The sequence below is a fragment of the Demequina aestuarii genome (assembly GCF_000975095.1).
Taxonomy (GTDB): domain Bacteria; phylum Actinomycetota; class Actinomycetes; order Actinomycetales; family Demequinaceae; genus Demequina; species Demequina aestuarii.
This window is the reverse complement of the sequence record NZ_BBRD01000001.1, coordinates 2,251,659-2,272,205: the sequence shown is the minus strand read 5'-3', so window position 1 is coordinate 2,272,205 and position 20,547 is coordinate 2,251,659. Positions and strand designations below refer to the sequence as shown.

General features: G+C 68.8%; 18 protein-coding genes. 10 read left to right on the top strand and 8 right to left on the bottom strand.

Annotation, left to right across the window (positions count from 1 at the left end; genetic code table 11):
• Window position 1: 1 nt before the first annotated feature.
• On the bottom strand, window positions 2-712 hold the full coding sequence (locus AOP72_RS10655) for a phosphatase PAP2 family protein (protein WP_084631713.1): 711 nt from the start codon (window positions 710-712) through the stop codon (window positions 2-4).
• Window positions 713-719: 7 nt separating this feature from the next.
• Window positions 720-1,514, bottom strand: a complete 795-nt coding sequence (locus tag AOP72_RS10650; protein WP_062137195.1) for a DUF1206 domain-containing protein — start codon at window positions 1,512-1,514, stop codon at window positions 720-722.
• A 251-nt stretch (window positions 1,515-1,765) separates the two neighbouring features.
• Between AOP72_RS10650 and AOP72_RS10645 the strand changes: the two genes are divergently transcribed.
• The 9 genes from AOP72_RS10645 to AOP72_RS10605 all read left to right on the top strand — a co-directional run bounded on the left by AOP72_RS10645 (window position 1,766) and on the right by AOP72_RS10605 (window position 11,063).
• On the top strand, window positions 1,766-2,407 hold the full coding sequence (locus AOP72_RS10645) for a 50S ribosomal protein L25/general stress protein Ctc (protein WP_062136112.1): 642 nt from the start codon (window positions 1,766-1,768) through the stop codon (window positions 2,405-2,407).
• 76 nt (window positions 2,408-2,483) lie between these two features.
• Window positions 2,484-3,056: an aminoacyl-tRNA hydrolase gene (gene pth, locus AOP72_RS10640; RefSeq protein WP_062136110.1), complete on the top strand. Its 573-nt coding sequence runs from the start codon at window positions 2,484-2,486 to the stop codon at window positions 3,054-3,056.
• Between the two features lie 147 nt (window positions 3,057-3,203).
• The gene (locus AOP72_RS10635; protein ID WP_062137192.1) at window positions 3,204-3,947 is read left to right on the top strand and encodes an HAD family hydrolase; all 744 of its coding nucleotides are present in this window, start codon (window positions 3,204-3,206) and stop codon (window positions 3,945-3,947) included.
• Window positions 3,948-3,991: 44 nt separating this feature from the next.
• Window positions 3,992-6,505 carry a glycoside hydrolase family 65 protein gene (locus AOP72_RS10630; RefSeq protein ID WP_062137189.1) on the top strand — a complete coding sequence of 838 codons (2,514 nt, stop codon included), beginning with the start codon at window positions 3,992-3,994 and terminating at the stop codon, window positions 6,503-6,505.
• Between the two features lie 498 nt (window positions 6,506-7,003).
• Window positions 7,004-7,417 (top strand): hypothetical protein, encoded by a 414-nt coding sequence (locus tag AOP72_RS10625; RefSeq protein WP_152650356.1) that lies wholly within the window; start codon window positions 7,004-7,006, stop codon window positions 7,415-7,417.
• 205 nt (window positions 7,418-7,622) lie between these two features.
• On the top strand, window positions 7,623-8,462 hold the full coding sequence (locus AOP72_RS10620) for a hypothetical protein (protein ID WP_152650355.1): 840 nt from the start codon (window positions 7,623-7,625) through the stop codon (window positions 8,460-8,462).
• Window positions 8,459-9,106 (top strand): ATP-binding cassette domain-containing protein, encoded by a 648-nt coding sequence (locus AOP72_RS10615; RefSeq protein ID WP_062136103.1) that lies wholly within the window; start codon window positions 8,459-8,461, stop codon window positions 9,104-9,106. The genes AOP72_RS10620 and AOP72_RS10615 overlap by 4 nt, the downstream gene beginning before the upstream one ends.
• Window positions 9,099-10,352 carry a hypothetical protein gene (locus tag AOP72_RS10610; protein ID WP_062136101.1) on the top strand — a complete coding sequence of 418 codons (1,254 nt, stop codon included), beginning with the start codon at window positions 9,099-9,101 and terminating at the stop codon, window positions 10,350-10,352. The genes AOP72_RS10615 and AOP72_RS10610 overlap by 8 nt, the downstream gene beginning before the upstream one ends.
• A gap of 63 nt (window positions 10,353-10,415) precedes the next feature.
• The gene (locus AOP72_RS10605) at window positions 10,416-11,063 is read left to right on the top strand and encodes a DUF6518 family protein (RefSeq protein WP_152650354.1); all 648 of its coding nucleotides are present in this window, start codon (window positions 10,416-10,418) and stop codon (window positions 11,061-11,063) included.
• A gap of 48 nt (window positions 11,064-11,111) precedes the next feature.
• Here AOP72_RS10605 and AOP72_RS10600 read toward each other — a convergent pair whose 3' ends face one another.
• The 6 genes from AOP72_RS10600 to AOP72_RS10575 form a co-directional block, all read right to left on the bottom strand.
• Window positions 11,112-11,846 carry an amino acid ABC transporter ATP-binding protein gene (locus AOP72_RS10600; protein WP_062136096.1) on the bottom strand — a complete coding sequence of 245 codons (735 nt, stop codon included), beginning with the start codon at window positions 11,844-11,846 and terminating at the stop codon, window positions 11,112-11,114.
• A complete protein-coding gene (locus tag AOP72_RS10595; protein ID WP_062136094.1) occupies window positions 11,843-12,712 on the bottom strand; it encodes an amino acid ABC transporter permease in 870 nt (289 codons plus the stop codon). Before AOP72_RS10595 ends, AOP72_RS10600 begins: the two co-directional genes overlap by 4 nt.
• Window positions 12,713-12,724: 12 nt before the next feature.
• Complete coding sequence (locus tag AOP72_RS10590) at window positions 12,725-13,606, bottom strand: ABC transporter substrate-binding protein (RefSeq protein ID WP_062136092.1); 882 nt, start codon at window positions 13,604-13,606, stop codon at window positions 12,725-12,727.
• Between the two features lie 66 nt (window positions 13,607-13,672).
• On the bottom strand, window positions 13,673-14,122 hold the full coding sequence (locus AOP72_RS10585; RefSeq protein ID WP_062136089.1) for a cupin domain-containing protein: 450 nt from the start codon (window positions 14,120-14,122) through the stop codon (window positions 13,673-13,675).
• Window positions 14,119-15,447, bottom strand: coding sequence for an amidohydrolase family protein (locus tag AOP72_RS10580; protein WP_062136086.1), 1,329 nt, complete (start codon window positions 15,445-15,447; stop codon window positions 14,119-14,121). The genes AOP72_RS10585 and AOP72_RS10580 overlap by 4 nt, the downstream gene beginning before the upstream one ends.
• Window positions 15,444-16,913 (bottom strand): adenosylhomocysteinase, encoded by a 1,470-nt coding sequence (locus AOP72_RS10575; protein ID WP_062136082.1) that lies wholly within the window; start codon window positions 16,911-16,913, stop codon window positions 15,444-15,446. Before AOP72_RS10575 ends, AOP72_RS10580 begins: the two co-directional genes overlap by 4 nt.
• A gap of 149 nt (window positions 16,914-17,062) precedes the next feature.
• Between AOP72_RS10575 and mfd the strand changes: the two genes are divergently transcribed.
• Window positions 17,063-20,542 carry a transcription-repair coupling factor gene (gene mfd / locus AOP72_RS10570; protein WP_062136080.1) on the top strand — a complete coding sequence of 1,160 codons (3,480 nt, stop codon included), beginning with the start codon at window positions 17,063-17,065 and terminating at the stop codon, window positions 20,540-20,542.
• Window positions 20,543-20,547: the final 5 nt, after the last annotated feature.

Sequence of the window (20,547 nt, the reverse complement as noted above, 5' to 3'; positions counted from 1 at the left end):
GTCAACCCTTCGTGTCCGTGGCCGTCGCCTCGACCGCGCGCTCCGCAGCATCGCGCATGGGGAGCCAGTTCCAGGCGATGAGGGCGCACGTCGTGCCAACGACGAGTCCCATCACCACGTCCGTCGGGTGGTGCATGCCGCGGTAGACCCGCGACACGGCCATCGCGACGGGCATCACCACGCAGACCACCTGAATGGTGACGCGCAGACCCATGTGGCGGATGCGCGACGCGCAGAGGGCGAACGCCAGGTAGGCGGCGGCGGTCGCACCCGTGTGACCGCTCGGGAAGCTCGAGGTGGGCGGCGCGTGGCTGAGCGGCTCGACCTCCGGTCGCGAGCGCCCCACCACGATCGACGAGGTCATGAAGACGATCGCCTGGAGTCCGAGAGCCAGCACGGGCACCATGCCGAACCACCATTGACGCGACTGCCACCAGATGAAGGCCGCGACCAGGAGACATGTGGCGATGAGCACCTCCGTGTCCCCCAGCCGCGACACGACGGCCGAGACGTCGTTGAGCGCTGGAGTGCGGGCGTCCTCGAACGCCGCATTGATCGCATACTCATCGAGAGCGAGCACGTCGACGACGAGGAACCCGGCGCCGACCACGGCGATCCACAGCGCAGCCGTGGGCACCAGGACGCGCGTGAGAAGGGAGCGGCCCACGATTCTCGACGTGGGCGCAATCGTGCCAGGTCCGTTTCCGATCATCGTCGCCTCACATGCGCGCGTAGCGCGCCCGGGCGAATGAGTAGAGGCCGTAGGCGGCGAAGCCCACGCCCACCAGCACCACGATCAGCTGCCCTGCGGGCGCACCCAGCAGGCTCTCCACCGCGCCGTCGATGCCCTGCGCCTTGTCGGGGTCCGCGGTGACGGCTGCGAAGGCGAAGAGGACGCCGACCACTCCCAGCGCGATGCCCTTGGCGATGTAGCCCACGGTGCCCGCGGCGGTGACGGCCGTAGACAACTCTGATCCGGGAGTGGGGCGCAGGTCCTCGCGGAACTTCTGCGTCCAGCCCTTGTAGACGTGGAATGCGGCGCCCGCGATGATCCCGAGCCCGACGGCGCCGACCAGCGCGCGACCCGCAGGGGCCTCCATGAGGGTCCCAGCGAAGCCCTGCGCCTGCGAGTCCCCGTTGGAACCGCCGCCGGACCCCATCGCCACCGATCCGGCGGTGAAGGCCAGCGCCACGTACAGCACGGCCTTGGCGGCCGACTTCACTCGGTCGGACTTGTCTGAGCCGCGCAACGCATCGGCTGCCTGCCATGTGCCGAGCGCCACGAAGGCCGCGACGGCGAACCACAGCACCACGCCCCCGAACGCGTTCTCGCTGATGCTGGACAGCGCAGAGGACTGGTCCGCCTCTTGGCCGCTGCCGAAGGCGATGCGCGCGATGAGCACTCCCAGCACGATGTGGAGGAGGCCTGAGACGGCGTAGCCCGCGCGGGCCGCCTTCTCCCAAGCGTCGCCGGACGTGCCGCTGCGTGCACTGGATGCGTGTGTATTGCTCATGCTGGCACCAACGCCGTTCGGCGCGGTCAGCATTCCCCACGAGCGTGCGTGGAGCGGGCTCGCCTGGCGTGCACGGCCCCGGAGCGCATCGGCTCCCATCCCACGCGCCGCGCGCTGGCGCGCTCGGGTATGATGAGCGGGTTCCTCGGCGAGGGAGGCCTCCGGGCTCTCCGTGATCGACGCGGCAGATGCCTCTGTTGGCCTGCCTTGCCCTGGCGCCGCATCTGACCGATCCCGAGGAGAGACCCCCCATGGCTGACACGCTGACGCTCGCTGCCGAGCACCGTACCGAGTTCGGCAAGGGCTTCGCCCGCCGCATTCGCGCCAACGACAAGATCCCCGCCGTGCTCTACGGCCACGGCACGGCACCCGACCACATCGTTCTGCCGGGCCACGACACGATGATGGCGCTCAAGAACCCGAACGCGCTGCTGAACATCGACATCGACGGCAAGAAGACCCTCGCGATCGCGAAGGATGTCCAGCGCGACCCGATCAAGCGCGAGATCGTCCACGTGGATCTGCTCATCGTCAAGAAGGGCGAGAAGATCACCGTCGATGTGCCCGTGCACCTCGAGGGCGAGTCCGCTCCCGGCACCATCCACGTGGTCGAGATCAACTCCCTCGAGATCCTTGCCGAGGCGACGCACCTGCCCGAGTACATCACCGTGTCGATCGAGGGCCTGGAAGAGGGCGACAAGGTCCTGGCCGGCGACATCACCCTCCCGCAGGGATCCGAGCTCGCGGGCGACCCCGAGCAGCTGATCGTGCACATCTCGGTGCCTCGCGTGTCCGAGGAGGACGAGACGGCCGATGCTCCCGAGGGCGACGTGGTGCCGGGCACCGAGGACGGCGACGGCCCGTCCGAGTCCCCGTCGGGCGACGACAAGTAACGACCCTGATATGCGAGACGCCCGCCGCCCCTGGTGGCGGGCGTTTCGCGTCCAGGGCAGGCAGCCGGGGGAGACCATGAGCGCGCTCGTGATCGGCCTGGGCAATCCAGGCGAGGAGTACGCCGCCACGCGTCACAACGTGGGACAGATGGTCGTGGACGAGCTCGCACGCCGGGGCTCCGCATCGCTCTCGGTTCACAAGAAGACGCGCACGCGGACGGCGACGGTGCGGCTTGCCGGCATGCCGGTGGTGCTCGGCGTCCCGATGTCGTACATGAACATCAGCGGTGGGCCGGTCTCGTCGCTCGCGAAATACCACTCGGTCGAGCCGGACGCGGTGATCGTCGTGCACGACGAACTCGACATCCCGTTCGGGTCGCTGCGACTCAAGCGTGGCGGTGGCGCCGGTGGGCACAACGGGCTCAAGGACGTGACGAAGGCGCTGGGCACCCCTGACTATGTGCGGGTGCGCGTGGGCATCGGCCGCCCGCCAGGCCGCATGGATCCCGCGGCGTACGTGCTCAAGCCGTTCGCGTCGACCGAGCGCAAGGAGCTGCCGGTGCTGATCGACGAGGCGGCCGATGCGGTGGAGGCGATCCTCACCGACGGCCTCGAATCCGCTCAGCAGCGCTTTCACACGCGGCAGTGACCGCGACGGCTCGGGCGTCCTGTCGGCCGGTATCTGGACAGACCCCCCGCCACCGTCACTACTATCGAGAGTGCCGGTGGCAGGCCTTCCGCCTTGCCTGCGCGCCATCACACCCGAGGAACGCATGAGGGAGGACCTGTGACCACGATGCACACTGCCTGGGCCATCCCACAATGGGACGACCGCCGCTTCGGCGCGGCACTGTTCGACCTCGACGGCGTGCTGACGCCCACCGCCGAGGTGCACATGAAGGCGTGGAATCGCATGTTCACGGACTACTTCACGGCCCACGGGATCACTCCGGAGTACACCGACGACGACTACTTCGCCTACGTCGACGGCAAGCCCCGGTACGACGGGGTGCGGGCCTGCCTGGCCTCGCGCGGCGTCGTGCTGCCCGAGGGGTCTCCCTCGGACGCCCCTGGCACCGAGACCATCTGCGGAGTCGGCAACGTCAAGAACGACGCCTTCGAGGCGATCCTCCACGACGATGGCGTCGACGCGTACCCGGGCTCGGTGGCGCTCATGGATCACCTCGAGGCTCTCGGCGTCCCCATGGCCGTCGTATCCAGCTCGCGCAATGCGCCCGCCGTCCTCGCGGCCGCGGGTCTCGCGCCCCGGTTCGACGTGGTCGTCGACGGCAACGTGGTCGCGGCCGAAGGCATCGCCGGAAAGCCCGCGCCCGACATGTTCTCCCTCGCGGCGCGGCGGCTCGGGGTTGCGGACGAGGTCTCCGTGGTCGTCGAGGACGCGTTGTCGGGCGTCCAGGCAGGGGCGGCCGGTGACTTCGGTCTCGTGGTCGGAGTGGACCGCGGCGCGGGAGCGGACGCCCTGATCGACAATGGAGCGGACATCGTGGTGGACGACCTCGAGGAGCTGATCGGACAGTGAAGGCTGCGCACCGCCCGTTCGGCGACACCAGCGCTCCGGACTACATGGACCGGCTCCGATTCCCGGTCGACCCATGGCGCCTGGTGGAGACCGAGTTCTCCCGCAAGGACATCGGCGTCACGGAGACGCTCTTCGCGGTGGGCAACGGCTACTTGGGGCTCCGCGGAAACGTTGAGGACGGGCACGATGCTCATGCCCACGGCACGTTCATCAACGGCTTCCACGAGACGTGGAAGATTCTGCACGCGGAGGAGGCCTACGGCTTCGCGCGCACCGGGCAGACCATCGTCAACGTGCCCGACCCCAAGATCATCCGCCTCTATGTCAACGACGAGCCGCTGCTGCTGTCCGTCGCGGACCTGGTCAGTTATTCGCGCGTCCTCGACATGCGCGACGGGGTGCTGTCCCGCGACCTGCTGTGGCGCACGCCATCGGGCAACCGCGTGCGAGTGCGCTCCAAGCGGATGGTGTCCTTCGCGCAGCGCCACCTCGCGCTGATGACGTTCGAGGTCACGCTGCTCGACGAAGAGGCGCCCATCGCCATCTCGTCCCAGCTTCTCAACCGCCAGGCCGGTCTCGACGAGTACCGCGCCAATCCGTCCCCTGATGTCATTGCGGACCCGCGCAAGGCGGAGCGCCTTGAGACGCGCGTCCTCGAGCCACGCCTGCACCACGCGGAGGGCGACCGCGTGGTCCTCGGGTACCAGGCGGCCAGCTCGGGCATGACTCTCGCGACGGCGATGGAGCACTGGGTCGACTTCGAGGACGACTACGACCGCGTCACCGAGGTGGAGCAGGACTACGCCAAGCACGTGTTCCGGGCCCGCGCCAAGCCTGGCCAGACCTTCTCTCTCACCAAGGTCGTCAGCTATCACACGTCCCGTGCGGTGCCCGCGCGTGAACTCGCCGACCGCTGCAACCGCACCCTCGATCGGGTGCGGTCCGAGGGCATCAGCACCCAATTCGAGGACCAGCGCCAGTGGCTCGCCGACTTCTGGAATCGCTCCGACGTGGAGATCGAGGGTCACGACGGCGTCCAGCAGGCCGTGCGGTGGAACCTGTTCCAGCTGGCCCAGGCGGCCGCACGCGGCGACGGTCACGGCATCCCCGCCAAGGGGGTCACCGGGTCGGGCTACGGCGGTCACTACTTCTGGGACTCCGAGATCTATGCCCTGCCCTTCTTCACCTACACGTCCCCGGTGATCGCACGGAACGCGCTGCGGTACCGGTACCGCATGCTCGGGGCTGCGGAGAGGCGCGCGGGCGAGCTGGCGCAGAACGGTGCACTGTTCCCGTGGCGCACGATCAACGGCGAGGAGGCCTCGGCCTACTACGCGGCGGGCACCGCGCAGTATCACATCGATGCCGACATCGCCTATGCGATCGACAAGTATGTGCGCGCCACCGGAGACGACGACTTCCTGGCGCGTGAAGGCATCGACATCCTGGTTCAGACCGCACGGATGTGGGCGGATCTCGGGTTCTGGCGCCGGGTGGCCGGAAACGGGGAGTCATTCCGCATCCACGGCGTGACGGGGCCGGACGAGTACACCACGGTCGTCAACGACAACCTGTACACGAACGTGATGGCGCGCTTCAATCTGCGATGCGCGGCCGAGAGCGTGCGCAAGCTCCAGGATCGCTGGCCCGACCAGTTCTCGCGCCTGGTGTCCCGACTCGAGGTCTCCGAGCAGGAGATTCAGGAGTGGGAGCGCGCCGCGGACGGCATGGCGATTCTGTGGGACGAGCAGCTCGGCATCCACCCGCAGGACGCGCTGTTCAACGAGCGCGAAGTCTGGGATCTTGCGAAGACGCCGGCCGAGAAGCGCCCGCTGTTGCTGCACTTCCACCCGCTGGTGATCTACCGTTTCCAGGTCCTCAAGCAGGCGGACGTGGTGCTTGCGCTGTTCCTGCAAGGTGAAGACTTCACGGCGGAGCAGAAGAAGGCGGATTTCGACTACTACGATCCGATCACCACGGGGGACTCGACGCTGTCGGGTGTGGTCCAGTCCATCATCGCGGCGGAGGTGGGCTACAACGAACTCGCCCTGCGCTACTTCTGGGACAGCCTGTACGTCGACCTGGGAGACCTGCACTCGAACGCCTCCGACGGCGTGCATGTCGCCTCGACTGGTGGTGTGTGGTCTGCGCTCGTGTACGGCTTCGGCGGCTTCCGGGACCAGAACGACGTCCTCAAGTTCGACCCGCGTCTCCCTGACGGCTGGGACTCTCTCACGTTCCGGCTCAGTCAACGCGGAACGCGGGTGAAGGTCACGGTGCGGCCCGAGGACGTGACGTTCACGATCGAGGAGGGGCCGGGGCTCTCGGTCGAGGTGCGCGGGGAGAGATTCTCGCTCACGCAGCTGCAGCCGCTCACCGTGGCTCTGGATGGGCAGGGACCCCGCCTTGCCGGTGCACCGGACGCCACGGCCTACCACGGCACGGTGCGCGCGGACGGCACGGTCATCCGCCCGTCCCTGCCGGCCAACGTGAACGACGATGTGGCGCCCACCCACGAGATCGACCTCGACGCGATCGCAGAACGCATTCAGGAGTGACGGGCACCCCACCGGTGCATGAGGCGCGAGAGGAACTCCTGAGTCGCCCGACCACGGGGGCGCGCGACGACCTGCTGAGGTGCGTCAGCCTCGGGGGACCCCGCCGTCGTGGACGACCACGATGCAGTCCGCGATGGATCGCGCGCACCACAGCGACGCGCCGTTCGAACTGATGGGCCGGCCGGTCATCGCTCCCGTCGGGGATCGCCCCGCTCGCCCCTGACGAGGATTCCCTCCGCGACTTGCCTTTTCACAGCGCCCTGGGGCATGGAGGTCTCCACTTGTCGAGGCGCCGAACGACGTCCCGTGAAAGGCGCCGAAGAAACCTCTTGTGCGCACAGTCGCCAGGGAGTACTTTCGCCTTGCGATGGCAATTACTCCGAGACAGAGAAGAGAATGGTTGTGAGACTCAGAAGGATTATTGCCGGGGTGGGCCTCGGCGTTGTCATCGCGACGGCGACCGGAATTCCCGCGTCGGCAGTCAGCGACGATACGAGGGTGTCCGTCCCGGGAGGCGGAACCCTGACCTCGAACATCTGGCGCGGTGGCCAGTCGTCGAGCGGCAACACTTACAAGTGGGACTATCAGGTCTCAGCTGTGTACTCCGGTTCGCAGAAGGTGACGTCAATCCGGAGCACGTGGACCCTGGGCTCATGCCTCAAGAACAGCGCCTCGTGGAGCATCGGCGTGTCCACCGGTGGCATCACCGTCGGCGCCGGCTCGAGCTGGCAGTGCAAGTCCATCACCGCGTACTGGGTCAACAGCAATGGCGCCAAGTCGGCCAGTTGGCGCTCGACGGCTGTCGCGGCTCCGTCAAAGTACTACCAGTCAGGCTCGATCTACGGCACCAACGTCGCGCGCGTGTACACGAAGGGCTACGCCCAGCCCAAGGAAGCAACGGCGTCGGTCTGACCACGATGCCACTGCCCCTCAGCATGGTTGGGGCTGCCCGGGGTGCACGTCGCCCCGGGCGGTCCCGCCGTCCGCACACCTCTCCGTGCCTCGCATGATCGCGCCCCGCCGAGCCGTTCTCCTGTCGCTGGTGCTGTGCTCGCTCTTCACTGCGGCCTGCTCTTCCGGTGGCGCGCCTGAGTCCGAGTCTGCCGCACCTGCCTCCGTGGAGCGCGTGGTGGTGCCAGCGCTTCCTGCCGGTCACCGCTACGTCTTCAATCCCTGGGATCAGCAACTCGTCGCCTATGATCCGGCGACCGGCGATGTGGCTGATACCAGTGGGGGCCGGGAACTCTATTACTACGGCTTCCCCACCGCCAGCACGCTGTACACCGTCGGCGACACCGTTGAGCGGGGCTTCGAAGTGGTCGAAGTCGGCGAGCACGAGGTCACCACCGTTGTTGCCGCAGCGGCGAACGAGGCGATCTTCCCGCTCGCCACGGACGGGGTCCAGGCGTTCTTCGTCATCTACGCCTACGACGAGGCAGGTGCGGAGCAAGGCCGCCGCATAGTGCGGCTCACGACCGAAGGTGGGCTCGATACGTTTGCCTCGTTCAGCGGACCGAGTGAGCTGGTCGACAAGGGCGTGCTCGTCGGTGACATTCTCTACTACTCCGTGTATGACGCCACGACCGACCAGCACACGGTCTACAGCATCCCCGCCAAGGACCCGGGTGCGGCACCGGCCGTGGTGCTTGAGGGATTGGAGTCGGGAGAGCTCTACGCAGATGAAGAGGTGCTCCTCACGTCCGACGGCGCCACCGTCTCAGGCGGCGAGGCCGAGTACGCTTGCGCCTCCCTGTGCTGGTTTTACGACGAGCTGGACATACTCATTCGCATTTCCACACAGGAGGAAGAGCTCCTGCTGTCAGTGATCAGAATGGAGGACGGAAACGTGGCAGACGCCATTTCGGGAGTGGTTGGCTTCGAGGTGCACGAGTCCACTCTCCGGGTGCATACCGCGAGCGGAGACGTCACTTTCGACCTAGCGAGCGACGCGGCATGAAGGTTCCGCAACTCGTGCCCGTCTCGATCGACGCCGACGGCGGCGCGGCGCTCGTTGAGGTGTCCAAGCGTTGGAACGAGAAGGTGGTGCTCGACGACGTGAGCTTCGTCTTCGAGCCCGGCACGACCTACGTGGTCGCAGGACGAAGCGGTGCCGGAAAGTCCACGCTGCTCAATGTTCTCGCTGGCTATGCGCAGCCGGATCACGGCACGGTCGCAGCGCCGTCGGCAACGAGCTACCTCTTCCAGGAGGACATCCTCTTCTCGACGCTCTCGGCTCGGGACAACGTGCGACTGCGTGCTGCTCTCCACGTACCCGCAGATGACGTCGAGGACGCGACTGATCACTGTCTGGACGCATTAGGCATGCGCGGGCGGGGTGGCGATCCGGTTGCCGTCCTGTCCGGCGGAGAGCGGCAGCGGGTGCAACTGGCAAGCGTCCTCGCCTCGTCTCCGCAGTTGGTGCTCCTCGATGAGCCGACGGCATCGCTCGATCCTCAGACGCGCAGGGAGGTCGCGGCCGTGTTCCACTCTGTGTTTGCCACGATGACGTGCGTGATCGTGAGCCACGATGATCGACTCGCGCAGGAGATTGTCGATGCCGTGCCGCTGGTGCTCCGTGAGGGGAGTCTCGTCCATGGCTGAGAAGAACCGTGGTCGTGCCTCGTCCCCAGCATTCTCCGAACGCTACATCTCCACTCTCGTGACCGGCAGAGCGTCGAAGCACTTGCGGTATGCGACGGTTGCGCTGTGCGGCACCCTGCTGCTTGTGGTCGGAATGCTCGTCCACCTTCAGCAGCAGTATGGCTCCGTGACGGAGAACTTCACGGACAACGAGAACGTCCACTACCTCGCCGTAACCTTCCGCGCGAGCGAGGAGGGTGCTGAGACGGGTCATCTGCGCTTCTCCGACATGGAGGCGATCGAGGAGATCGCGCGCAACGCGGCCGCCGGGAGCATCGAGACGATCGGGCGCTACCACCTCCCGTTTGGGCTCGTAGCTTCGGATGGGAGCACTTACTTCGTGGATGGCCTCGGGGCTGGTGGAGAAGGACTCCTGGGCCACACGGACCTCCCCGATGGCGTCGCCCTTGGCGCCGTGAACCCAGCAGCGCGAGTGGTGCTCACCGTCCCGGTCGTGCATACGGAGGTGGGCGGCATGGTCTCGGATGACAGCGCCGAGGTACCGCTTGCTGTGGTGCGACTGGACGCGAATCCGCCCATCAGCGTCTTTGCTGGCATCGACCCGAGCCAGCTCTACGTCAGCGAGGCAACGTTCGCGGAACTGATCTCGATCGTCGGCGGAGGGGCGGACTGGGACACCTTCCGCGAGCAGCACGACGGCACCGGAAACCCCTACGGTTTCGAAGCTGTGCCGGCGGTCTATGTCCATGTGGACCAACTCGCTGACGCAGATGCGGTTGGTCGAGCGCTCGAGGATGCCGGATATAGCACGACGTACACGCTGCGGGCCTTTGACGACCTCGCTGGAACTCTCGCGGGCGGAGTGAGCGCGGCCCTCGTGCTGATCGTCGTCGCCTTCGCCCTCTGCCTCCTGCTGACCTTCGCCAATCTCCAGGGTTACCTCACTCTTGCTCATCGGGATATGGGCATACTCAAGCACACGGGGTATTCCGAGCGACGAATCGCGACGTTCTACAGAATCAGGCTGGCCACGATGGTGCTCCAGGCCGTGGTGCCCGCCGTGGTGCTCGTGGTGCTCGCCTGGGTCACGCGCTTCCCGTCCCGGCCATGGGTCGGAGTTCTCGACCTGGCCGTCGTCCTCACCTTGGCGGCGTTGCTGTTCGGGGTCATGGCGTATGCGCAGGTACCGCGACACGTGCGTCGCCCCGTTCTCGAGTTGCTGAAGATGGACCGTCAGTTTGACTAGAGCGAAGGTGCCTTGGGATCACGGGGAGTCGAGCATGACCGCGAAACGCCTCGGGTGCTCTTCATGAACGCTGCAGACACAGACGTCGTCACCCCTCGGCGGCGCTGGCCTGTACTCGTCGGCATCGGGTGGGCGTTCGCAGGAGCGATGGCGGGCGTCTCGGCGAAGATTGCCGACGAGTTCGGGTCGTGGTGGGCTGATGCGGCGACCTACCCTGCGGTGTGGGTCGTGCCCATTGCGATCGCGGTGCGCGCCGCGAGGGGGCCGGGGCAGGCGGCCCTCCATGCGTCTGCGTTCTTCATTCCTATGACGGTTGCGTACTACGCCTGGGCGCAGCTCGTCCTCGGATTCGGCTACGCGCGTGAGGTAGCGGTGTGGCTGGTCCTTGCGATCGTGGCGGTTCCGCTGCTGGCGGCCGGTGTGAGGTGGGCCCGCGATCGCTCCGATCTGCTCGCAGGTGCCGCCACGTCGCTGCTCGCCGCGCTTGCGCTGGCGGGCGGCTCGGTCCAGCGGGTGTGGCTATGGGCGCAGGGGAGCCTGCCAGCGGAATCTGCTAGGCCCGTCCAGGCAGTACTGGAGCTTGCTGTCGCTGCGGCTGTGGTGTGGTGGGTGCCCCGAAGTGCACGCGCTCGGATCTGGGCCGTCATCGCCGCCGTCCCCATCGCCTGGGTGGTGGTGCGCATGCTTCCGGAACTGGCCATCGGCTACTGACGACCGGCGAGGGGCCGTGCGCGGTGTTGGCGGTGGGATGGGAGCTCGCTACCGGTGCATGACGCGCGAGAGGAACTCGCGCGTGGCCTCCTCGCGGGGGCGGTCGAGGATCTCCTCAGGGGTGCCCTGTTCGAGGATGCGTCCCTGGTGCATGAAGACGATGCGGTCGGCGACGCCGCGCGCGAACGACATCTCGTGGGTCGCCATCAGAATCGTCGAGCCGGCCTCCTTGAGTGACCGGACCAGGTCCAGCACCTCGCCCACGAGCTGCGGATCGAGAGCGGAGGTGATCTCGTCGAGCAGCAGCAGCTCCGGGTCCGTGAGGATCGCGCGGACGATCGCGACGCGCTGCTGCTGGCCCCCTGACAGGCGGTCGGGGTAGTCGTCGACCTTGTCGCCCAGCCCGAACCGGGTGAGCAGTTCCACGCCCCGGGCTCGCGCATCGGCCGCCGGAATCTTGTGCACTCGCCTGGCCGCCAGCGTGACGTTGTCGATGACGCGCATGTGCGGAAACAGGTTGAAGTGCTGGAACACCACGCCGATGCGCGACCGCACCTTGTCGACATCGGCGCGCGGGTCGGTGATGTCGTCGCCGGACAGCAGGATGCGGCCGTCGTCGACCTGTTCGATGAGGTTGATGGTCCGCATCAGGGTCGACTTGCCTGAGCCGGAGGCGCCGATCACCACGACGACCTCATGGCTGGCGACCTCGAGGTCCACGCCCTTCAGGACGTGGTTGTCGCCGAACAGCTTGTGCACGTCGTGCAGCTCAAGGACGCTCATACCGTGCCTCCCGCCTGCTCCCGGCGCGCCATGCGAGCCGAGATGTGGTCGGTGAGCCGGATCATGGGGAAACTCATGGCGACGAACAGCAGGCCGGCGACGACGTACGGGGTGAAGTTGTAGGTGGTCGCCTGAGTGATCTGCGCCGCCCGGATCGCGTCCACCGCGCCCAGGACGGAGATGAGTCCTACGTCCTTCTGCATCGACACGAAGTCGTTCATCAGTGCCGGCACGACCTTGCGCAGTCCCTGCGGAATGACCACGAGTCGCAGCGTCTCGCCATGGGACAGCCCGAGGGAGCGTGCCGCGATGCGCTGCGATGGGTGCACGGCATCCATGCCGGCGCGCAGCACCTCTGCGACGTAGGCCGCGTAGCACAGCGTGATGCCAATGGTGCCGAGCACGGCCGCGGGGTAGCGCTGGGTGGGATCAAGCGCGGGGATTCCGAAGCCGACGAGGTACAGCACGATCAGCACGGGAAGGCCGCGGAACAGGTCGGTGTACCCGGCGGCGAGTGTGCGCAGCGGGAAGAACACGGGGCCGCGCAGCGACCGCATCACCGCGAGCAGCGTGCCCAGCACCGCGACGCCGATGGCGGCGAAGAACAGCACGCGGATGTTGAGCCACAGCCCCTCGAGGATGCGCGGCAGGGAGTCTGCCGCCACCTCGAGGTTGAAGAAGGTCTCGCGCACCGAGTCCCATCCAGGGGACGAGAGCACGAGCGTGCCCGCCACGACGGCGAAGATCACCGTCGAGACGAGTGCGATCAGGACGGAGCGCCCCGAGGTCCTGCGCCGGTGCGCGCGCCGGTCGACCTCGAGCGCGCTGGGCTGCCAGGTGATCTGAGGCGCCCCGCCTGTCGTCACGGGTGCCGGGTCCTACTCGATGACCGGCACGTCGACCGCGTCGGACAGCCACTGCAGCTCCAGGGCTGCGAGCGTGCCGTCCTCGCGAAGCGCGTCGACGGCTGCCGTCACGGCCTCGGTGTTGGGCGAGTCCTTGGGGAGCACGAAGCCGAACTCGTCTCCACCCTCGGAGCCGGCGAACTGGCCGAGGATCACGCCATCCTCGACCTCGACCGCAGCCGAGTAGAAGGCGCCGGGCAGGTCGGTCACGAACGCGTCGATCTGGCCGGCGTTGAGCGCGCCCACGACGTCGCCGACGGAGTTGAAGACCTGCAGGTTGTCCTCGCCGAACGCCTCGGCGGCGACGGTGTACGAAGTGGTGCCCACGGCGACGCCCACGGCGGAGCCTTCGAGCTCGGCGGCCGAGGTGGCGCTGGCCGCCTCGTTGCCCTCGATCGTCACGATGGCCTGAGTGGTCGTGTAGTACGCCGACGAGAAGTCGACGGCGTTGCGGCGCTCGTCCGTGATCGAGAACTGCTGCAGGTTGACGTCCCAGTCCTTGGCGCCGGGCGCGATGGCGGCGTCGAAGGTGGTGCGCACCCACTCGACGTCCTCCGGGGCGAACCCGAGCTCGGCGGCCACGGCGTAGGCCACGGCGGCCTCGAAGCCCTCGCCGGAGGCGGGGTCGTCGTTGAGGACCCACGGCTCGTAGGCGGGCTCACCGGTGGCGATCGTGAGGGTGCCGTCGGTCACGGTGTCGAGAGCAGCGGACTCGGCGGTGGGCGCGGGCGACGTCCCGTCGGCGGGCGTCGTCGACGCCTCGGTGTCGGCGTCGCTCGAGCAGCCCGCGAGGGCGAGGGCGGTGAGCGCGACGGCCGCGGCCGACGCGCGTCGCAGGGTGGTGCTGGTGATCATCGAATCTCCCGGAAGTGGGGGTGGAGCGGGGATCGACGCTGATCGCTCGCGGTACGAGCGCACATTCTACGCGCGCCCGTGTGCGAGCTTCCAATCCGCGAAGTCGAAGCCCGGGGACACCACGCAGCTGACGAGGGCCTCACGGTCCTCGACGAGCGAGGCCGCCTGCCACACGCCGGCCGGCACCAGGCACTGCGCCGCGTCGCCTGCGACCCGGTCGGGGCCCAGCCTCACCACGTCGACCTGATCCTCGTCGCACGGCGCCTCGCCACTGCCCCCGAGCCGGAGCTCGAGCACACCGGGGCCGTGCCAGAGCCAGATCTCGTCCGAGCTCACCACGTGCCAGACCGACTCCTCGCCCGGGGCGAGCAGGTAATGGATGCATGTCGCGGCGGGGCGCACTCCTCCTGCGGTGTCGACGGGGACGTCCGAGGTCCAGGTGCGGCGGAACCATCCGCCTTCGGGGTGGGGCTCGAGCGCGAGGGCCGATGCGGTGGCAGGGGTGGGGGTGGTCACAGGTGCTCCTGGGGTGCGGCGGCGAGTCCGGTGGCGGCGACGAACCTCGGCGTGGAGTGGCGCACGCGGCCGGCCACGACGGTCGCGGCTGCCCGGCCCTCGCCGGACTCGACGAGGGTGGTGAGCGTCCCGGTCACGTCGGTGACGGGGACGTCGAAGAAGGCCAGATCTGCGACGGCTCCGACCGCGAGGTAGCCGCGGCGGCCCTCGCCCTCGTCGATGCCCATGGCGTGCGCCCCGCCGAGCGTCGCCGCCCTCAGCAGCCGCTCCGCCAGGTCCTCGTGCGAGTAGCCCTGGTTCCGTGCGATGCGCATCAGCTCGGCGACGTCGCCCATGAGGTCCAGCGATGGTGACGAGGACAACGAGTCGGTGCCCACCGCGATGGGGCTGCCCTCGCGCAGGTACGCGGCGACGGGAGGAGAGTCGAGACCGATGACCGCGTTCGACCGGGGACACAGCGCGACGGTGGTGCCGCGTGCCCGCAGGATCCCGCGGTCGCGGGCCGACATGTAGACACCGTGCGCGATGTGGCAGTCGGGTCCGAGCACGCCCAGGTGGTCGACGTAGTCCGTCGCCGACGTGCCGAAGCCGGCCTGACGCAGCTCCGCGAGGCTGCCCATGCCGTGGGTGTGCCACGGCTCGGCGTGGTCGTGCTCGAACTCCTGCTCGATCCCGGATTCGCCCAGGTGGATGTGGATGCGGCTGCCGCGCTCGCGCACGATGTCGGGAATCTCGAGCAGCGGCACGATCTCGAGCGAGTACGGGGCATGAGGGCTGAGACCGGTGCCGGGGCGCGAGGGCAGCGAGTCGAGTGCGGCCTCGACCTCGGCGCGGCCGCGCGCCGCCCACTCCGCGTTGGACCAGTCGATGACCTCCCAGTAGGCGATGCCTGCGAGCCCCGCGTCGTGCAAGGCGCGCGCCGCCTCATGGTTGGTGACCACGTCTGCGGCGGCCGTGGCGCCCGAGGCGATCAGCATCGCGGCCCCTGCTGCCGCATCGGCCGCCCAGTCGTGCGGCTGCGCGTAGACCGGGTTGAAGGACTTCGCCCAGTCCTCGAAGCCGTGATACGCGCCGCGGCCCACCTCGTCCATGCCGGTGTATTGCAGGTGGGTGTGGGCGTTGACGAGGCCGGGCATGAGCACTCCGGGCCAGCGCACGTGCTCGACGGGCACGCCACGCTCGGCGAGGGACCGCTCGACCCACACCCGCTCGCCGACGTGCAGGATCTTCTCCCCGCGCACGGCGATCGCGCCGTCCAGGATGGGCGGGGCCGTGATCGGCAGCACGAGGTCGGCCGAGTACAGGGTGACGGGGAACGAGGTCACGAGTCCTCCGGACTCTTCGAGGGGACGGCCGATGCCGGGTGGGCGTGGTAGCGCGGCGAGCGCCAGTCGGCGGCATCGGCACGTGAGGCAGGGGGTGGGGCGAGATGGACGCCGCGAGCCCGGGCGGCCGCGTGGGCGACGCGGTCCACGGCGGCTCCAGACAGTGCGTGGACGCCGATGCCGGGGCGCGTGGTCGCGAGCTCGTCGATCGCGGCCAGCTGTGTGGCGAAGGACAGGTCCATGATCTCGATCGGGTTGCCCTCGGCCGCCGTGACGTTGATGCAGCCGCCGCGGTCGAGCACCAGGGTGCCCGTGTCGGTGAGCCGCTCGAGGTGCGGAGCGACGGGCTCGAGAGCGTCCGGTCCGCCCACGCCGTCGAGGTCGATCTCTCCCGGCACCCCACCGGCGACCGCGACCGCGCGCGCCGCGCGGATCATGCTGGCCGGAATCGTGTCGGCGACGCCCGTCGCGGAGACCACGAGCGCATCGGCTGCCAGCGCACCCGCGGCTCCCGTCTCGAAGCCGTCGTGGGCGGCGAGCAGGGCGCGGACCGGGTTCGCCTCCGCCACTCGCACCTCGGCGCCGAGCGCGCGCAGATGCGCCGCGACGCCCACGCCCACCGGGCCGTAGCCGATCACGAGTGCGGGCTGATCGCGCACCGTGACATCAGCGGCGTCCAGGAGGTCTGCGATCGCCAGCACGCACGACTGCCCGGTGCCGTAGCGGTTGTCGAACCCCGTCTTGGTCGCGGCGTCGTTGACCGCGATGACGGGGGTGTGCAGCGCCCCGGCGGTGTTCATGAGCCGCAGGGGAGTGAGGCCGCTCGTGGTCTCCTCGGTCGCGCCGATCCACGCGCCGGTGAGGCCCTCCTCGTGAGCCAGGCGTGTGAGGTGGCTGCCGTCATCGACGAACACGTCGAAGCCGCGGCGCAAGAAGCCGACGGCCACGGCCCGCTCCTCGTGGGGCGCGAGCGACGCGTCGGCGTCCACCGGCACGCCGCGCTCCCGGAGAGCCTGCGCCACTTCAGGGTCGGTCTCGTCCGGGTGTGCGTAGACGGCGACCGTGGCGCCGGCCCCGGCGAGGGCGAGCGCGAGATTCGCGGTCTTGGGCTCGAGGGTCATCGACACCCCGATCCTCAAGCCCCGCACCGTGTCGCCAAGCTGGTCCGCGATCGTCCTGGTCACCGGCATGTGGTCGGCGGCGAAGTCGAGCCGTCCTGCGGCGTCGCCGCGATCCGGCAAGGGGGCGCCATCCACGGCGATCGCGCCTGAGCCGACGTCGAATGTCACGGCGCCGGGCGCATCGGCCGCGCCCAACCGTGCACCCATACCTGTAAGCATCGTGACCAGTGCATCGGCGACAGGCCCGCCGCCATGCACGCGCATCGGCCGTCCCGCGATCAGAAGGTTGGTGTCGCGAGCGAAGCGGCGCAAGAGGCGCTCGGCCTCGAGGGAGGGGTCCGGCATGGGGCCAAGTCTAGATTCGCGCCCGCCCCGCTCTCCCCACCCACCTCTGTAGGAAGGTTCTGTACACACATCGTCTTCGGGGAGCGTCCTGGAGGAACGTAAGATGCAGTGCCGGAGATTCCGGTCGCTTGGCATGCCCTGGAGGCCCCGTGACCCGTCCGCTCGTCCGTCTGTTGAGCGACATCGACCTGCCCGCGATCGCGGCCGGTCACCTCGTCGCGCCGACGGCGGCGGCACCCGTGCTGGTGGCGCGCACGGCGGCCGATGCGGACGCACCGGTCGTGGTGGTGACCGCCACCTCGGGCGATGCGGACACCTTTGCGGCGGCGCTCGGCGCCTACTTGGACCCCGCCACGGTGACGGTGCTGCCCGCGTGGGAGACGCTCCCGCACGAGCGGTTGAGCCCGCGCTCGGACACGGTGGCGCGCCGGCTCGCGACGCTGCGGCGACTGGTCCACCCCGAGCTGGTCGAGCACGAGGCAGGCCTCCCGCCTGCCGCCGTGGTGGTCGCTCCGTTGCGCGCGCTGCTCCAGCCCGTGATCCCCGACCTCGCCGAGCTCGAGCCTGTGTCGCTCCGCGTCGGCGACTCCGCCGATCTCACCGCACTGACCGACGCCCTGGGCGGGGCCGCTTATACGCGCGTCGACATGGTCGAGCGGCGCGGCGAGTTCGCGGTGCGCGGCGGCATCGTCGACGTGTTCGCCCCGACCGACCCGCACCCAGTGCGGATCGAGTTCTTCGGTGACGAGGTGGACTCGATGCGGTCCTTCTCCGTCGCGGACCAGCGCTCTCTCGCGGATGTGGACCTGCTGTGGGCGCCGCCGTGCCGCGAGCTGCTGATCACCGAGGACGTGCGCCGGCGTGCGGGCTCGCTCGTCGACGAGATCCCCGCCGCCGCCGACATGCTGGGTCGCATCGCCTCCGGAGTCGCTGTCGAGGGCATGGAGAGCCTGGTCCCGGTCCTGGTCGACCAGCTGGTGCCGATCACCGAGTCCTTCCCTCGCGCCACCCGCGTGGTCGCCGTGGAGCCCGAACGGCTCGCCCGCCGCGCCGAGGACCTCACGCGCACTGCGGACGAGTTCCGTGCCGCCGCCTGGGTGAGTGCGAGTGCCGGCGCGGAAGCCCCGATCGAGGCGGCCTCCGTGACGTTCTTGTCCCTCGAGGAGATCCGCGAGGCCTCCGAGTCGCGCGGACTTCACTGGGCGAGCATCGGCCCGTTCGGCGCGGCCGATGCGGTGGCGGTGTCGCTGTCCGACGTCGAGGACTATCGCGGTCAACTCGAGAAGGCGCTCGTCGCGGTGCGCGCGCGCGTGGCGGACGGATGGCGCGTCGTGATCACGGCCGCGGGCACCGGCTCTGCGCACCGGCTCGCGGAGCAATGCGCAGAGCTCGACATCGCCGCGCGCGTGATGGACGAGTACGAGCCCGTCGACGGCGTGGTCGCGATCGTCCCGCACATCACCGGGGCGGGCTTCCAGTCCGGCGATCAACACGTGCTCGTGCTCCACGAATCGGACCTGACGGGCCGTGCCGCCGCCGCCGCAGGCCCCAAGGTGAAGGTGCCCAGCAGGCGCCGCAACGTGGTCGATCCGCTTCAGCTGCGCACCGGCGACTTCGTGGTGCACGAGAGCCACGGCGTGGGCAGGTTCGTCGAGCTCACCAAGCGCACGGTCCGCGGAGTCGAGCGCGAGTACCTGGTCATCGAGTACGCGCCATCCAAGCGAGGCGGCCCGTCGGACCGGCTGTCGGTGCCGACGGATCAGCTGGACCTCGTCACCAAGTACGTCGGAGGCGAGGCGCCGTCGGTCAACAAGATGGGCGGCTCGGATTGGGCCAAGACCAAGAGCCGGGCGCGCAAGGCGGTCAAGGAGATCGCGGGCGAGCTGATCCGCCTGTACTCGGCGCGCATGGCGTCGCAAGGGCGCCAGTTCGGCCCCGACACCCCGTGGCAGCGGGAGCTGGAGGAAGCCTTCGCGTACGTCGAGACCCCGGACCAGCTCAGCAGCATCGACGAGGTCAAGGCGGACATGGAGAAGTCCGTGCCGATGGACCGGCTGGTGTGCGGCGACGTGGGATTCGGCAAGACCGAGATCGCGCTGCGGGCCGCGTTCAAGGCCATCCAGGACGGCGCCCAGGTGGCTGTGCTGTGCCCCACGACGCTGCTGGTCAAGCAGCACGTCGACACCTTCACGGAGCGGTTCGCGCAGTTCCCGGTGAAGGTCGCATCGCTGTCGCGCTTCCAGACCGACAAGGAGGCCAAAGAGGTCATCGAGGGGCTCTCCGACGGCACCGTCGACCTGGTGATCGGCACCCACCGACTCATCACCGGCCAGGTGCGCTTCAAGGACCTGGGGCTGATCATCATCGACGAGGAGCAGCGGTTCGGCGTCGAGCACAAGGAGACGCTCAAGGCCATGCGCACGGACGTCGACGTGCTGTCGATGTCCGCCACCCCCATTCCGCGCACGCTCGAGATGGCGGTCACCGGGATCCGCGAGATGTCGACGCTCGCGACTCCGCCGGAGGAGCGCCACCCGATCCTCACGTACGTGGGGCCCAACGAGAACCCCCAGGTCGCCGCCGCGATCCGCCGCGAACTCATGCGCGACGGCCAGGTCTTCTACATCCACAACTCGGTCAAGACCATCACCTCGGCCGCCACGCGGCTCTCGGAGCTGGTTCCCGAGGCACGCATTGCGGTCGCGCACGGCCAGATGAGTGAGAAGCAGCTCGAGCAGGTGATCGTCGACTACTACGACCGCAAGTACGACGTCCTGGTGTGCACCACGATCGTGGAGACCGGTCTCGACATCCCCAACGCCAACACGCTGATCGTCGAGCGCGCGGACAAGTTCGGACTCTCGCAGCTGCATCAGCTGCGCGGTCGTGTGGGACGGGCCCGAGAGCGGGCCTACGCCTACTTCCTGTACCCGGCTGATCGCACGCTGACCGAAACGGCTCACGACCGCCTGCAGACCATCGCCGCCAACACCGACCTCGGCTCCGGCATGGCCGTGGCGATGAAGGATCTCGAGATTCGCGGCGCCGGCAACCTGCTGGGCGGCGAGCAGTCGGGGCACATCGAGGGCGTGGGCTTCGACCTCTACATCCGCCTGGTGGGCGAGGCGGTCGCGGACTTCCGCGGCGACGGAGAGCCCGAGCGCGCGCCGATGACGATCGACCTGCCCATCGACGCTCACCTGCCGACGGAGTACATCGAGCACGAGCGGCTGCGGCTGGAGGCGTACCGCAAGATCGCCGATGCGGCCGACGAGCCTGCGCTCGCGGCGATCGAGGAGGAGCTGCGCGACCGCTACGGCAACCTTCCCGAGCCGGTCGAGAACCTCTTCGCCGTCGCACGACTCAGGATCGACGTGCGCGAGGCTGGCATCGCCGACGTGGTCGCCCAGGGCAAGTACGTGCGCTTCAGCCCGGTCGAACTGCCCGATTCCGCGGCGATGCGCATCAGCCGCATCTACCCGGGCACCCTGATCAAGCCGGCCGTGCGCCAGGTCCTGGTGCCGGCGCCCCTCACCGCCCGGATCGGCGGCTCGCCCGTGGAGGGCCTGGCAGTGCTCGAGTGGGTCCGCGAGGTGATTCGGGTGACGAGCCCCGCGCCCGTAGGATGAGGGCC

What these genes read in the sequence shown, in the direction of transcription:
- AOP72_RS10655 (WP_084631713.1), bottom strand. Translation starts at nt 712, where the DNA reads ATGATCGGAAACGGACCTGGCACGATTGCGCCCACGTCGAGAATCGTG.
- AOP72_RS10650 (WP_062137195.1), bottom strand. Translation starts at nt 1,514, where the DNA reads ATGAGCAATACACACGCATCCAGTGCACGCAGCGGCACGTCCGGCGAC.
- AOP72_RS10645 (WP_062136112.1), top strand. Translation starts at nt 1,766, where the DNA reads ATGGCTGACACGCTGACGCTCGCTGCCGAGCACCGTACCGAGTTCGGC.
- pth (WP_062136110.1), top strand. Translation starts at nt 2,484, where the DNA reads ATGAGCGCGCTCGTGATCGGCCTGGGCAATCCAGGCGAGGAGTACGCC.
- AOP72_RS10635 (WP_062137192.1), top strand. Translation starts at nt 3,204, where the DNA reads ATGCACACTGCCTGGGCCATCCCACAATGGGACGACCGCCGCTTCGGC.
- AOP72_RS10630 (WP_062137189.1), top strand. Translation starts at nt 3,992, where the DNA reads ATGGACCGGCTCCGATTCCCGGTCGACCCATGGCGCCTGGTGGAGACC.
- AOP72_RS10615 (WP_062136103.1), top strand. Translation starts at nt 8,459, where the DNA reads ATGAAGGTTCCGCAACTCGTGCCCGTCTCGATCGACGCCGACGGCGGC.
- AOP72_RS10610 (WP_062136101.1), top strand. Translation starts at nt 9,099, where the DNA reads ATGGCTGAGAAGAACCGTGGTCGTGCCTCGTCCCCAGCATTCTCCGAA.
- AOP72_RS10605 (WP_152650354.1), top strand. Translation starts at nt 10,416, where the DNA reads ATGAACGCTGCAGACACAGACGTCGTCACCCCTCGGCGGCGCTGGCCT.
- AOP72_RS10600 (WP_062136096.1), bottom strand. Translation starts at nt 11,846, where the DNA reads ATGAGCGTCCTTGAGCTGCACGACGTGCACAAGCTGTTCGGCGACAAC.
- AOP72_RS10590 (WP_062136092.1), bottom strand. Translation starts at nt 13,606, where the DNA reads ATGATCACCAGCACCACCCTGCGACGCGCGTCGGCCGCGGCCGTCGCG.
- AOP72_RS10575 (WP_062136082.1), bottom strand. Translation starts at nt 16,913, where the DNA reads ATGCCGGACCCCTCCCTCGAGGCCGAGCGCCTCTTGCGCCGCTTCGCT.